This window comes from Elusimicrobiota bacterium, assembly GCA_016721625.1.
GTDB lineage: Bacteria > Elusimicrobiota > Elusimicrobia > FEN-1173 > FEN-1173 > JADKHR01.
In genome coordinates this window covers 1,685,741-1,699,123 of sequence record JADKHR010000001.1, presented here as the reverse complement: position 1 = coordinate 1,699,123, position 13,383 = coordinate 1,685,741, and the positions used below count along the sequence as shown (strand labels likewise).

The 13,383-nt window shown below is 64.1% G+C and carries 14 protein-coding genes and 1 tRNA gene; all 15 read right to left on the bottom strand.

The window, feature by feature from the left end:
• Nucleotides 1-4: 4 nt before the first annotated feature.
• On the bottom strand, nucleotides 5-1,159 hold the full coding sequence (gene ugpC, locus IPP35_07240) for a sn-glycerol-3-phosphate ABC transporter ATP-binding protein UgpC (protein ID MBL0058892.1): 1,155 nt from the start codon (nucleotides 1,157-1,159) through the stop codon (nucleotides 5-7).
• A 65-nt stretch (nucleotides 1,160-1,224) separates the two neighbouring features.
• Nucleotides 1,225-1,298, bottom strand: a tRNA-Glu gene (locus IPP35_07235).
• Between the two features lie 112 nt (nucleotides 1,299-1,410).
• The gene (locus IPP35_07230) at nucleotides 1,411-1,602 is read right to left on the bottom strand and encodes a hypothetical protein (GenBank protein MBL0058891.1); all 192 of its coding nucleotides are present in this window, start codon (nucleotides 1,600-1,602) and stop codon (nucleotides 1,411-1,413) included.
• Nucleotides 1,586-2,239: a 1-acyl-sn-glycerol-3-phosphate acyltransferase gene (locus IPP35_07225; GenBank protein MBL0058890.1), complete on the bottom strand. Its 654-nt coding sequence runs from the start codon at nucleotides 2,237-2,239 to the stop codon at nucleotides 1,586-1,588. The genes IPP35_07230 and IPP35_07225 overlap by 17 nt, the downstream gene beginning before the upstream one ends.
• Nucleotides 2,229-2,924, bottom strand: a complete 696-nt coding sequence (locus tag IPP35_07220; protein MBL0058889.1) for a (d)CMP kinase — start codon at nucleotides 2,922-2,924, stop codon at nucleotides 2,229-2,231. The genes IPP35_07225 and IPP35_07220 overlap by 11 nt, the downstream gene beginning before the upstream one ends.
• Nucleotides 2,925-2,928: 4 nt before the next feature.
• Nucleotides 2,929-4,239, bottom strand: a complete 1,311-nt coding sequence (gene aroA, locus IPP35_07215) for a 3-phosphoshikimate 1-carboxyvinyltransferase (GenBank protein ID MBL0058888.1) — start codon at nucleotides 4,237-4,239, stop codon at nucleotides 2,929-2,931.
• A complete protein-coding gene (locus IPP35_07210; GenBank protein ID MBL0058887.1) occupies nucleotides 4,236-5,096 on the bottom strand; it encodes a prephenate dehydrogenase/arogenate dehydrogenase family protein in 861 nt (286 codons plus the stop codon). The genes aroA and IPP35_07210 overlap by 4 nt, the downstream gene beginning before the upstream one ends.
• A 16-nt stretch (nucleotides 5,097-5,112) precedes the next feature.
• Nucleotides 5,113-6,132 (bottom strand): 3-deoxy-7-phosphoheptulonate synthase, encoded by a 1,020-nt coding sequence (gene aroF, locus IPP35_07205; GenBank protein ID MBL0058886.1) that lies wholly within the window; start codon nucleotides 6,130-6,132, stop codon nucleotides 5,113-5,115.
• The gene (locus IPP35_07200; GenBank protein ID MBL0058885.1) at nucleotides 6,129-7,250 is read right to left on the bottom strand and encodes a histidinol-phosphate transaminase; all 1,122 of its coding nucleotides are present in this window, start codon (nucleotides 7,248-7,250) and stop codon (nucleotides 6,129-6,131) included. Before IPP35_07200 ends, aroF begins: the two co-directional genes overlap by 4 nt.
• A 3-nt stretch (nucleotides 7,251-7,253) precedes the next feature.
• Complete coding sequence (pheA, locus tag IPP35_07195) at nucleotides 7,254-8,333, bottom strand: prephenate dehydratase (protein ID MBL0058884.1); 1,080 nt, start codon at nucleotides 8,331-8,333, stop codon at nucleotides 7,254-7,256.
• A gap of 7 nt (nucleotides 8,334-8,340) precedes the next feature.
• Nucleotides 8,341-9,081: a peptidoglycan editing factor PgeF gene (pgeF, locus tag IPP35_07190; GenBank protein MBL0058883.1), complete on the bottom strand. Its 741-nt coding sequence runs from the start codon at nucleotides 9,079-9,081 to the stop codon at nucleotides 8,341-8,343.
• The gene (locus IPP35_07185; GenBank protein ID MBL0058882.1) at nucleotides 9,078-10,190 is read right to left on the bottom strand and encodes a type IV pilus twitching motility protein PilT; all 1,113 of its coding nucleotides are present in this window, start codon (nucleotides 10,188-10,190) and stop codon (nucleotides 9,078-9,080) included. Before IPP35_07185 ends, pgeF begins: the two co-directional genes overlap by 4 nt.
• 9 nt (nucleotides 10,191-10,199) lie before the next feature.
• Nucleotides 10,200-11,339, bottom strand: a complete 1,140-nt coding sequence (ftsZ, locus tag IPP35_07180; protein MBL0058881.1) for a cell division protein FtsZ — start codon at nucleotides 11,337-11,339, stop codon at nucleotides 10,200-10,202.
• Nucleotides 11,339-12,580 carry a cell division protein FtsA gene (gene ftsA, locus IPP35_07175; GenBank protein ID MBL0058880.1) on the bottom strand — a complete coding sequence of 414 codons (1,242 nt, stop codon included), beginning with the start codon at nucleotides 12,578-12,580 and terminating at the stop codon, nucleotides 11,339-11,341. The genes ftsZ and ftsA overlap by 1 nt, the downstream gene beginning before the upstream one ends.
• Entirely contained in the window at nucleotides 12,573-13,382 is an 810-nt protein-coding gene (locus IPP35_07170) for a cell division protein FtsQ/DivIB (GenBank protein MBL0058879.1), read from the bottom strand. The genes ftsA and IPP35_07170 overlap by 8 nt, the downstream gene beginning before the upstream one ends.
• Between the last annotated feature and the right edge of the window lies 1 nt (nucleotide 13,383).

Below are 13,383 nucleotides of genomic sequence, written 5' to 3'. Positions count from 1 at the left end.
GTCCTCAAGCGGGAGCGACAGGTTGTAGAGGCTGGGGAGCGTTCCGGGCGAGAGGTTTCAAGAGCGCCAGGCCCGTTTGGATGTCGAACAGGTGCATCCGTTCCAAGTTGAAAACCAGTTCCATTTGCTTGCCCGCTTCCGCTTTGACGTAGGAAGGCACGCGGACCACGAGGTCCACCGTGCCGGCCTTGAGGTAGAGATAGACCTCCGACCCCATGGGTTCGACGACGTCCACAACGGCTTTGACGCTGGACTTCTCCAAGACGGGATAGTTGTAAAAGAGACGGTCGTAGAGGTCCTCCGGCCGGATACCGAAATACACTTCTTTCCCCACGTGGGGGCGGACGGCGTCCAGCAGGGATTTGGGGACGGTGAGGGTGAAAGAGGCGTGGCGGAGGCGGATGCAGTTCTTCTGGGCTTCGACCATCACCGGGAAAAAGTTCATGGGCGGGTTGCCGATGAAGCCAGCCACGAACCGGTTGGCCGGGCGCTCGTACAGCTCCAAGGGCGGCGCCACTTGTTGAACCTCTCCGTCTTTCATGACGCAAATCCGGTCGCCCATGGTCATGGCTTCCACCTGGTCGTGGGTGACGTAGATGATGGTGGTTTGCAGGCGTTCGTGAAGCTTAGAAAGCTCCAGCCGCATCTGGACCCGGAGTTTGGCGTCCAGGTTGGAGAGGGGTTCGTCGAAAAGAAAAACCCGGGGTTTCCGGACGATGGCCCGGCCCACGGCGACCCGCTGACGTTGACCGCCGGAAAGGGCCTTTGGTTTTCGATCCAAATAGGAGCCGAGGTTCAGGATGTCCGCCGCCTCCTTGACGCGTTGATGGATTTCTCCTCGAGAGTAGCCCCGAAGCTTCAGGCCGAAGGCCATGTTCTCGTAGACGGTCATGTGGGGGTAGAGGGCGTAGTTCTGGAAGACCATGGCGATGTCGCGATCTTTGGCTCGGACGTGATTGACCACCCGGCCGTCGATGGAAATCTCGCCGGAGGTCACGTCCTCCAGTCCCGCGATCATGCGCAGGGTGGTGGACTTGCCGCAACCGGACGGCCCCACGAGGATGAAAAATTCCTTGTCGGGAATGTCGAGATTGATGTTCTTGACGATCAAATGATCGCCGATGGTTTTGGTGATGCCGTTCAGGAGCACACGCGCCATCGTTCCACCGCCTTGCCCTGCGGGATCCATCCGTTTCTGAGGCCCAGTCCAAAGTGGCATCGACATGGCCCGTACGGGATTCGAACCCGTGATCTCCGCCTTGAGAGGGCGGCGTCCTGGGCCGCTAGACGAACGGGCCCTGTCGATGCCACTGAGGAGGAGATTATACTGCCCACGGGGAGCCGATGTAAAGAACTATCGATGCCGGTGGGAACAAAGTGAGGCGTTCCGACCGGGGAAGCCGATCTAGATTAAATCCGTTGGGAAAGCTGTCTCAACCGAAGGGCCACGCCAACGCCTCCCGCCACCAAGACGCCATAGGCGATCTTTCCCGTGGTTTGGTCCAGAAGGCGTATCAACGAGGGCAGGAGGATGATGAAAAGGATCAGATAGAGAACGGCGAAAATCAGGATCTGCAGAACGGTTCTAACGTTGGGGTCCAAGGTGGGCCTCCTTTAATAGGCGAATGGCGTCCATGATTCGGCGGGATAGGATTTCGGGCGTTTCCCCCGGGACCGCCGTCAGGGGCGCCCCAAAAACCACCGTCAGGCGGGGAAAGCGGAGGAGCCGGTGGGTGTCGTGAACATAGACGGGGACGACCGGCACGCCGGTTTTTATCGCCAGGAGTCCCACCCCGGATTTGGGCCGGCCAAAGACCCCGAGCCGTTGGCGTTTACCCTCGGGGAAAATGATCATGGCCCCGCCGGCGGCCAGGATTCGTTGGGCCGTTCGAAAGGCGCCCACGTCGCCTTCCTTTCGTCGGATCGGAAAGGCGTTGACTTGGTGGATGAGCCAGCCGAAGAGGGGAACCTGAAACAGCTCCTCCTTGGCCATGAAATAAATGGGGCGGGGAACGCTGGACCCCACCAGGGGCGGGTCGGCGAAAGACGCGTGGTTGGCCGCGAAGAGGAGCGCGCCTTGACGGGGCACCTGTTCGCGCCCGACCACCCGGAGCCGCCAAAGGATCGAGAAGGAAACCCGAAAGAGTGTGTGCCCGATCCAAAAGAGCCCTCGCGCCAAAAGGCCGCGCCAACCGCCGCGGTCCAGAACGAAACGGTCGTCGGCGGTTTCAGCGGACACGCGGACCCTTGCGCCGGACCCATCCAAGCAAAAGGCGTTTAACGCGCGGCCGGGGGTCGTGGGTGGTGTCCAGCACCACGGCGTCCGGGGCGGCCCGAAGGGGCGAGACGGCCCGGGTCCGATCCCTCTGGTCCCGCTCCCGGATGGCGGTTTCAATGGCGGCGCGGCTTTCGCGTTTTCCCGCGGCGCGCAGTTCCAGCCAGCGCCGACGGGCCCGTTCCTCCACCGAGGCGTCGAGAAAAAACTTGAGGTCCGCCCGGGGAAGGACCACCGTGCCGATGTCCCGCCCCTCCATGACCACGCCGCCGCCCCGGGCCAAGCGGCGTTGCGCACGGACAAGGAAGGTCCTCACTTCAGGGACGGTCGCGAGCCGGCTGGCGGCCTGGCTGACGTCGGGGGTGCGGATGGCGGTGGAGGCGTCCTGGCCGTTCACGAACAGGCGAGGGTATTTCTCATCGCTGAAGGAGAGGCGGGTGAGGGGAAGAAGTTTCCGAACCTGTCGGCGATCGTCGGGCGGGATCCCCGCGCGGACGGCGGCCCAGGCCACGCCCCGGTACATGGCCCCGGTGTCCACATAGCGGAGGCCCAAAGCCGCCGCCAGGTCCCGCGCCGCGGTGGACTTGCCGGCTCCGGCGGGGCCGTCGATGGCGATCGTGAGTCGGGAGGGGGCGGGACGGGCCGTCATGGGGTCAGGCCTGGACCCGGAGGCTCTCGAGGTCCCGCCAGAAGGTGGGGAAAGAAATATCCACGCAATCGGCGTCGGCGATCTGGGTTTCCCCCCGGGCGATCAGGCCGGCGATGGCAAAGGTCATGGCCAACCGGTGGTCGCCGGCGGAGTCCAGGACCGCGCCCCGGAGCGGGGTCGGCCCCGTGATGCGAAGGCCGTCCGTGAGTTCCTCGATCTGGGCGCCCATGAGCGAAAGGCCTTTGGCGATGTGCGCCAGGCGGTCTGATTCTTTCACCCGCAGTTCGGCGGCGCCGCGAATTTCCGTCGTTCCCTGGGCCTGGGTCGCGGCCAGGGCCAAGATCGGGACCTCGTCGACCAAACGCGGCATGATCTCCGCCCCAAAGGAGACGGCTTTCAAAGAAGAGGGGCGGACCAGCAGATCGGTGATGGGTTCGCCGCAAACGACCAGGTCCCGTTCGCGATGGATGGAAGCGCCCATTTTTTCAAGGATTTCCAAAATCCCGTCCCGGGTGGGGTTCGTGTTGACGTTGCGGAGCATGAGTTCGGACCCCGGTGCGATCAACGCGGCCACCATGAAAAAGGCGGCGCTGGAGATGTCCGAGGGAACCAGCCAATCCCGCGGCGTCAAGGACTGCCCTCCGAGAATGGACACGCGGTGGTCCTCCACGGTCAGGCGCACGCCCGCGGCGGCCATCATGCGTTCGGTGTGGTCGCGGGAGCGGAGCGGCTCCTCCAGGGTGGTGGTCCCGTCCGCGTAGAGCCCCGCCAAGAGGACGCACGACTTGACTTGGGCGCTCGGCACCGGGCTTTTCCATTCGATGGCGCGGAGCGGCCGGCGGCCATGGATGCGCAGGGGAGCGAAGCGCCCGTCGCGCGCGGTGATCTCGGCCCCCATTTTCTGAAGCGGTTCCACCACGCGGGCCATGGGACGGTTGGAAAGGCTTTTGTCCCCCATCAGCTTGGTGGCGAACGGTTGGCCGGACAGGACCCCCGCGATCAGGCGCAGGGTGGTGCCGGAATTGCCGCAATAAAGGTGATCCGCTCGGGGTTCCTGAAGACCGTAGAGGCCGTGCCCGACGACGATCCACTCGCCCCGCGAATCGGCTTCGATGCTGATCCCGAGGTTTCGAAAGGCTTCGGCGGTCCGTTCGCAATCGTCCGCGGTGAGGGGGTGAACGATGCGGGAAGTCCCCTGGGCCAGCGAGGAGAGAAGGATGGCCCGGTGCGTGATGGATTTATCCGGCGGGGGACGGAGTTCTCCGCGGAGCGCCCCGCCGGGGACCACGATGCGGCCGGAGGTGGAAAGGGTCATGGAATGTTTCCGGAACGAAAGACGGTGTTCCATTTTTGGGCCTGACGGAGATCGGGCAGGGCCCAGCGCCGCCGGGCGAGGAGAACCAATTCCTTCTGAAAAAGTCGAAGGGCTTGCCGGACCGGCCCATCGTTAAGGGTAAAAATGCCGCGCCAGAGCGCCGGATCGGCTCCGGCCACGCGGGTGGCGTCCCGGAAACTTCCGGCGGCCAGCGTGTGGAGAAGGCTCTGGGAGACGGCGGCCCCGGCCCCGTCGCGCGTGGACCGCATGAGGGCGTCGGCGATGAGATGGGGAAGGTGGCTGACCAGGGCCACGGCGCGGTCGTGGGTGGCGGGGTCGATCAAGAGAACTTTGGCTCCCACGGATTTCCAGAAACGGGCCGCCTGGCCCACGCGATGGGTCGGAGTTCGGCGGGTGGGGGTGATGGCGCAAATGGCGCCGCGATAGAGGTCCGCGCGGGCGTTGGTGACGCCGGTTTTTTCGGACCCGGCCATGGGGTGGGCGCCGACGAAGACGGGGCCGTTCGGAGCCGAGAAAAGGGCTTCGAGGGACCGAACGATGGGGTCTTTAACGCTCCCGACGTCCATCAAGAGCGCGTCCGGTTTTAAATGGCGGCGGTACGCCCGGGCGAGGGGGACAATTTTGTCCACGGGAGAGCAGAGGACCACGACGTCGGCCTGGGGCAGGATCCGATCCGGCGCGGTGGATCCTTCGTCGATGGCTCCCCGGCGGCGGGCTTCCCGCAGGGTGGCTTCTCTCCGGGCCAGGCCCATCACTCGCCAACCGCCGCGCTTTTTGAGCGCGAGACCGAGGGAGCCCCCCATGAGCCCCACTCCCACGATGGCGACGTTTTTCAAGGGACGTCCGGAAGAGTTAAAGGGTTCGCCCCACCGCTTCCGCCACGCGCCGCAATTCTTTCACGATGGGGTGGAGCTGAATCGGAAGCAGGGCTTGGTGGCCGTCCGAAAGGGCGGTGGCGGGATTGGGGTGGCACTCGATGATGATCCCGTCCGCTCCGGCCGCGATGGCCGCTCGGGCCATGGGAACGATGTAGTCCCGCACGCCCACGCCGTGGGAAGGATCCACGAGGACGGGGAGGTGGGAGAGGTGTTTCAAGACCGGGACCGCGTTTAAATCCAGCGTGAACCGGGTGGCCGTCTCAAAGGTTCGGATGCCGCGTTCGCAGAGCATGACGTTTTCGTTGCCCTTGGCCATGATGTACTCGGCGGCCATGAGCCATTCTTCGATGGTGGTGGCCATGCCGCGTTTGAGCATGGCGGGTTTTCGGGTGCGTCCCACCTCGCGCAGGAGGTCGTAGTTCTGAGCGTTGCGGGCTCCGATCTGCAGAATGTCCGCATACCGTTCGACCAAGTCCACCTGGCGGGGATCCATCACTTCCGTGATCACCGGCATCCCCGTGGCCCGGCGCGCCTCCGCCAGGAACTTGAGGGCCTCTTCGCCCAGGCCTTGAAAAGCGTAGGGCGACGTGCGGGGCTTAAACGCGCCGCCGCGCAAGATTTGGACCCCCGCTTTTTTAATTTCCTTGGCCGTGGCCATCAGATTGTCCCGGGTGTCGACGGAACAGGGGCCCGCCATGATCACCACCCGGGGGCCGCCGATTTTGACTCCGTTGACGTCGATGACGGTGTCGGTTCTCTTGAAAACGCGGCTGACGACCTTATAGGGTTTGGAGATCGGGGTGACGTTTTCCACTTGGCGCATGGACTCGAAAAGTTCTTTAAAGGCGATGGCTTTGTTCCCCTCGCCGATCACGCCGATCACGACGCGCTCGGCCCCCTGGGAGAGTTGGGGGGTAAAGCCGAGCTTTTTGATGCGGGCGACGACTTCCTGGACTTCTTTTTTATGGGTGCCGCTTTTCAGGGTAACGATCATAGGAGCGACCTCGTTTCGCGGAAGGCCGAAAGGAAAAGACGATTTTCCTCCGGTCGGCCGATGGTGACGCGGATGTGTTCGGGAAATCCATATTCGTCCATGGCGCGGACGATGACCCCTTTGCGGAGCAGGGCCTCAAAGGTTTCGTCTCCCCGGTGGGGAGAGACCTGGATCAAGAGGAAGTTCGTGGCGGAGCGGACCACGGGAATGTGCATTTTCTTCAGTTCCCGCTCGAGGATGGATTTTTCTTTGGCCACCAAAGCCAGGGTGCGTTTCAGGTGGGTCCGATCGGTCAAGGCGGCGACCCCGGCCGCCTGGGCGGGCAGAGACACATTGAAGGGAGGGCGCACGCGTTCCAGCGTCTCGATGAGGGGTTCCGGGCCCACCGCGTAGCCGAGTCGTATCCCGGCCAGCCCGTAGGCTTTGGAGAAGGTGCGGAGGACCACCAGGTTCCGACCGGCTTTGAAGAAGTCCAGGGCGCTGGGGTAATCCCGATGGGCGCTGGCGAACTCGAAGTAGGCCTCGTCCACCACGGCCACCACGCGGGCGGGAAGAGTGATCAGAAATTCCTCCAGTTCCGTTTTGGTGTTGTAGGTCCCCGTGGGGTTGTTCGGGTTCGCGATGAAGACGAACTTGGTGCGGGGGGTCACGGCCGCGGCCATGGCTTCCAGATCGTGGGTCATGACGTTCATGGGGACGGTGACGACCGTGGCTCCCATGAGATCCCCCGCCATTTTGTAGCGGAGGAAGGCGTGTTCGCTCACCACGATCTCGTCGGCGGGGCCCAGGTAGGCTTTGGCCAGAATTTCAATGAGCTCGTCGGATCCGGCGCCGACGCTGAGCTGGCCGACTTTGACCCCGAGATGGTCGGCCAGGGCGTGGCGAAGGGCGGTACTGAAACTGTCCGGATAGCGGTGAAGGTTGGACGCCCCCGCCCGGAGGGCCGCGAGCGCCCGGGGCGAAGGGCCCAGGGGATTTTCGTTGGACGCCAGCTTGATCACCCGTTTGAGCTTGTAGAGGCGTTTGACGTTTTCCATGTCGCGGCCCGGGATGTAGGGCTCAAAACCTTCCACTTCTTTTCGGGGCCGGAGGAGAACGTCTATATTGGAGGTCGGCATGGGTTAGTCCGCCTTAGGGAAACTGCCCAGCGTTTTGACGAGGAGGCAGGTGCGCTGGAGTTCCCGGAGAATGGTTTGGACCTGGGGGTCCGAGGCGTGGCCGAGGAAATCGATGAAAAAGACGTACTGCCAGGCCCGGCGTTTGGTCGGGCGGGATTCGATCTTGGTTAAGTTTAAATGGGCCTTCTTAAAGAGACCCAAGATGTCGTGCAGGGCGCCCACGCGGTCCCGCAGGGAGAGGAGGAGAGAGGTCTTGTCCCGTCCGGATCCCGACGGAGCGGACAATGTTTTACCGATGACCAAGAATCGGGTCCGGTTGTCTTTGACGTCCTGAATCGCCGGGGCGAGAACTTTGAGGCGGTAGAGCTCCGCCGCCAGGGGGCTCGCGATGGCGGCCACGCCGGGGTGCAGGGCCGCCTGGGCGGCGGCGTCGGAGGTGGAGGCCGCGGAGGTCACGGGCACGCCCGCCATGTGGCTCTCCAGCCACTTTCGGCATTGGGCGAGGGCCTGGGGATGGGAGGCGATGCTTTTGATTTTGGGCGAGCCCGGGGCGGCCATGAGGCAATGGGCGATGGGGTCCTGGCGTTCCGCGCAGATCACCAGGTCGGACTCCATGAACATGTCCAAGGTGTGGTTGACGACGCCTTCGGTGGAGTTCTCAATCGGGACGACGCCGTAGTCGGCGCGCCCGCTCTCGACGTCGTCAAAGACGTCGGAAATGGATTTCTCGGGAACGTAGGACGCCGAGCGGCCGAAGTGTTTGACCGCGGCCTGGTGGGTGTAGGTGGCTTCGGGCCCGAAGTAAGATACCGTGATTTGTTTCTGAAGCAGGCGGAAGTTGGCGATGACGGTTCCGAAGATGTCTTCGACCGCTTCGACGGGAAGCGGGCCCGGGTTCGTGGCAGACAGCCGTTCGAGGATTTGGCTCTCGCGCCCGGCGGCCACCACGTCGGCGCCCCGCTCGGCCTTGACCCGTCCAATTTTCCGCACGATCTCCGCCCGCCGGTTGAGCGCGGCCAGGAGGGTGTCGTCCACGGAGTCGACCTCCGCCCGCAACCGTTCCAATCGTTTGTCTGTTTTCATGGCTCCGTCATTCGGTGATGAATTCGCTTCGGACACACAAGAGCGCCGCTTGCCGGCGTTCCGTCCGTTCGCGTCGAAAAGAATAAAAACGTCGGTCGCACGCGGTGCACCAAGGCGCCGCCGTCATCCGGGAGGGCCGAACGCCCGCCCGCCGCGCCTGTTCCAAAATAACGGCGGCGAGGTTCAGCGTCGTTTTCCCTTTCGAGGTTCCCGCGCGCCGCGACACCGCGCCGGGCTCGCGATGAAATTCGCGGGCCACCTCGGGCCCGACTTCGTAACAGCATTTCCGAATGTGCGGCCCCAGCGACACGTGCAGGTCGCCGGGGCGGCTCTGGTAGCGACGGCCCAAGGCCGCGACGGCGGCCGCGACGATGCCTTTCCGCACGCCGCGCCGTCCCGCGTGGACCAGCCCGATCGCCCGCCGGCGGGGATCCACCAAAAAGACCGGCACGCAATCGGCCGTGAACACCCGCAGGGTCAACGCCGGCGACCGGGTGACTAACCCGTCCGTGTTCTGTTTTTCCACGGGCGTTGGTTGGGCCACGCTCGCGATCCGACGGCCGTGCACCTGTTGTCCGCCCGCCCAGCAATCCGGCGAGAGGCCCATGGATCGCAGTCCCCGCGCGAAACGCCGCGGGTCTTTCATGTCCCCGCCGACTCGGGAGGTGACGGCGGCCAGGACGCCGAACCGCTGTTCCCAGTCGGGAAGCCGGGCCACCCCTTGCCGGCAACGCCAGGAGGTTTTCAATCGGGTCTGTAAGCGTGGCTGGAGGAGGCGCCCGCCTCAATGCCTCGTACGGCCAGCATGAACTCTTCCGGGTTGGAGGCCGTGGCCATGGCGTCCTCCAGTTTGACCTTGCCTTGGTTGTAGAGATGGACGAGGGCTTGGTTGAACGTTTGCATCCCGTAGAATTCCCCGGTGCGGACGGCGTTGTAGACATCCGAAAAATTGTTTTCTTCGATGGATTTAACGATCATCGGGGTGACCACCATCACTTCCAGGGCGGCGATCCGCCCGCCCCCGTCGGCCAAGGGGACGAGGCGTTGGCTGATGGCCCCCTTTAGGGTTTCGGCCAGCTGAAGGCGCACTTGGGCTTGTTGGTGCGGGGGATAGAGGTCCAGGATCCGGCTGATGATCTGGATCGTGTTGGTGGTGTGGATGGTGGAGAGGACCAAGTGCCCCGTCTGGGCCGCGGTGATCGCGGAGGAAACCGTTTCCAAATCCCGCATTTCCCCGACCAAAATCACGTTGGGGTCCTCGCGCATGGCGGAACGCAGGGCCTCGGCGTAGCTGTCGGTGTCCGTTCCCAGTTCGCGCTGGTTGACGATGGATTGTTTGTTCTTGTGGACGAATTCGATGGGATCCTCGATGGTGAGGACGTGGGCCTTGCGGGTCGCGTTGATGTGGTCGACGATGGCGGCCAGCGTCGTTGATTTGCCGGACCCCGTGGTGCCGCTGACCAAAATCAAGCCCCGCTGGTTCTCCGCCAACTTTTGCACGACGGGCGGAAGGTTCAGGCTTTGGAACGTGGGGACCGTGGAGGGAATGACGCGGATCGCGAGGTTGACCATTCCGCGCTGGGTGTAGATGTTGACCCGAAAACGCGAGCCGTTGGTGACGGAGAAAGCCAGGTCGACTTCGTTCTTTTTTTCGAACCGGGCCCGAAGTTTTTCCCCCATGATGAGGTTGGCCAAACCGCGGGATTCTTCGGGCGTCAAGGGTTGTCCGAAGTGGGTGGGCTCCAGGTCTCCGTGAAGCCGGAGCATGGGGATGAACCCGGGGCCGACGTGGATGTCGGAGGCCCCGCGGTCGGACACCTCTTTTAATAGGGTCTGTAAAATCTGTCGAGCTTCCATGGAGTTCTCCTAACCGAGTTTCCGCGCCTTGCGGCGCAAATAGGCTGGACGGCGAAGATCGTCGTCGGCGATGGGCAGGTCGATGGGCGCGCGGTGCGCGGGGGAACGCGGAAGCGCGCCGGGGTCCCCCTCCCGGCCCGATCGCCGGGGGGCGCCGATCCGCGTGGCGGCGCGACGCGCCGGTGGAAATCCCGTGGCGATCACGGTGACCATGAAACGGTCTTCCAGGGCGTCGTCGAACACCTGGCCGTAGAAAACGTGGGCGTCGGAGCGGGCCGCGTTCTTGATGAAATCCATGGCCGTTTTCACTTCGAACAAGGTGATGGATTTGTTCCCGCTGATGTTGACCAGGAGCCCTTTGGCTCCGTCGATCGTCACGTTCTCCAGAAGCGGGGACTGGATGGCCATTTTGGCGGCGTCCAGCGCGCGCCCGGCGCCGTGGGCTTCCCCCATCCCCATCAGGGCCTCGCCCGCGCCGGACATGATGCTCCGGACGTCGGCGAAGTCCACGTTGATCAATCCGTGGCGGGTGATGACGTCGGTGATGGCCTGGACCGCCTGGCGGAGCACGTTGTCGGCCACGTGAAAGGCCTCGATCGAGGTTGTGTTCTCGTTGATGATTTCGAACAAACGATCATTCGGGATCGCGAGCAGGGTGTCCACGTGGGACCGCAGTTCCTCGATGCCTTGGTCGGCTTGATTCTTTCGCACCAGCCCCTCGAAGTCGAAGGGCCGGGTGACCACGCCCACCACGAGAGGGGCCGGGCTGAGACTCTTGGCGATTTGGGCTACGACGGGGGCCGAGCCCGTGCCCGTGCCGCCGCCCATCCCCGCCGTGATGAACACCATGTCCGCGCCCGTCAAAATTTCGGCCAAGCGGTCGCGGCTTTCCTCGGTGGCCTGGCGGCCCAGGACGGGGTTTCCCCCCACGCCCAGCCCCTTGGTGATCCGTTCGCCCAATTGAAGGCGGACCGGGGCTTTGTTGCGGCGGAGAGCCTGAGAATCCGTGTTGGCGGCGACGAAGTCCACGTGGGAGAGGCCCGCCTCGATCATGCGGTTGACCGCGTTCCCGCCCGCGCCGCCGAGACCCACCACCTTGATGGCGGCGGGCTGTTCGTTGAAATCTTCGCTGAATTTTATTTGAACCATTAGAAAAAGTCCTCGACCAAAGATTTCAAGCGCTGGCCCAGGCCCATGGGACGCGACGCTCGGCGGCTCCGGGCCCAGTCCCCCAGGTGCCGGTAGGTGATGAGCCCGAGGGCCGTGGCGTAGCCGGGGTGGCCGATGAGGTCCGGGGCGCCGTTGATGTTCTGGGGCAAGCCCATGCGGACGGGGAGGTCCAAAATCTGTTCGGCGGCCTGGGCGATGCCTTGCAACTGAGCGCCGCCGCCCGTCAAGATCACGCCGCCGCCGGCCACATGGTCGGCGTAATTGGAGCGCTGAAGCTCCTCGGAAATCAAGGTGAAAATCTCTTCCACGCGCGGCGAGATGTAATCGAAGAGCGTCGTCCGTTTCATGTGCCGGGGCGTGCGGCCGTCGACGCTCGTGTATTCGATCTCTTCCTCCAAGTCCCCCTCGGCCAAGGGGCGGCTGGCGGCGCCGTAGCGTTCTTTCACTTTCTGGGCCTGCAAAAGCGAGGTGCGGAGCGCGTGCGATAGATCATGGCTGATGGCGTCGGACCCCACGGCCAGTTCTTTGGTGAAACGCACGCTTCCGTCGGCGTAGACGGCGAGGCCGGTGGTCTGGCCGCCCAAATCCACCAATAGACAGCCGAGCCCCTTCTCTTCCTGGGTCACCACGGTGTCGCCCACGGCCAGCAGGCCGTAGATGGGTTCCTGAACGTCGAAACCGGCCCGGGCGATGGCTTTCCACACGTTGTTTAAATGGCTTTGGCTGGCGGTGACGATGTGGACGTCGACCTCCAACAGCATCGCTTCCATGCCGATGGGGTTGGGCACCCCACTTTGGCGGTCCAAAATAAAATCCTGGGGGATCACATGGACGATTTCCCGGTCCGGAGAAATAGGGACGGCCTTGGTGCTCTCCACCACCTGGTCGCGGTCGGCGGCGGTGATTTCTTTATCCGTCCGGGCGATGTTCATGGCGCCGTGGTGGTTGAAGGTTTGGATGTGGCTTCCCCGCACGCCGATCAAAACGTTTTTCGAGTGGCCCACCATCCCCGCCATTTCCTCGGCGGCCTCGACGGCGCGGGTGATGGCGCGGGCGGTTTCATCGATGTTGATGACCACGCCGCCTTTGAGCCCTGCGCAGGGCTGGCGGGCCGCTCCGATGACTTCGGGCCGTTCCGCGTCGGGGTCGTGTTTGGCCACGACCGCCACAACCTGAGCGCTTCCGATGTCCAACCCCGTGATGATGTCCGGCTTAGCCATGGGTCCCCTCTGATTTATCCGTCGTTGTTCGCGGTTGAATGACCACCCGGTGGTCGTCGACAAACCGCGCGTATTCCAATCCCTCCGCGGCTTCCGGAGCGGACAGGACGCGTTGGAGCCGGCGGGCCTTGGCGGCCGCGAGGGCCGGGTCCGGGAGCGCCTCTCCCCAATGGACGGGAAGATCCCCCTGCAGAAAGAGAACCACCTCCCCGTCGGATGACATTTTAAGTTTGTAGAGGCCTTCCGTCCAGGGTTCTTTCGCGGATCGGAGGGCGGCCAGAAAGGCCAGGGCGGCGGTCGAGGGGTCGTTCGGGGCGGCGGGGGCCAGGATCGGGAGGCCGGCGCCGTCGCCCTGAAGCGGGAAAAGGGCGCCCGTTCCGTCGATCCCCTGCCAGCCGTCCCCGACGCGAACGCGGAGCACGGGCGTGCGCGGTATGAGATGAAAGCGGACCCCGTGGTCCCAGCCCCGGCGGACGCGGACGTCGGCCAGTTGGGGGTAACGTTCCAAAAGCCTTCGTTCAAGGGTCCGGGCGGAGAAGGAGAATAAGGATTGGCCGGGTTTCAAAGGCGGGGCGTCGGCCCAGCCGGGGAGAACGGCGCCTTCCACCGTCACGGCGGAGATCGCGAGAAGGGAGGATTTCTCCCACAGGCGCTGGACGCTCCACGCCAAGACGACGGCGGAGCCCAGGAACAGCAGACCTTTCACCCAAAGGCCGGCGGCTTCGGAGAGGGATCGCCAGCGGTAGGCGATGTGGGTCCGGCGAACCGTCACTTTAAGTTTTTTTCGGCGGCGCGGCGGCATC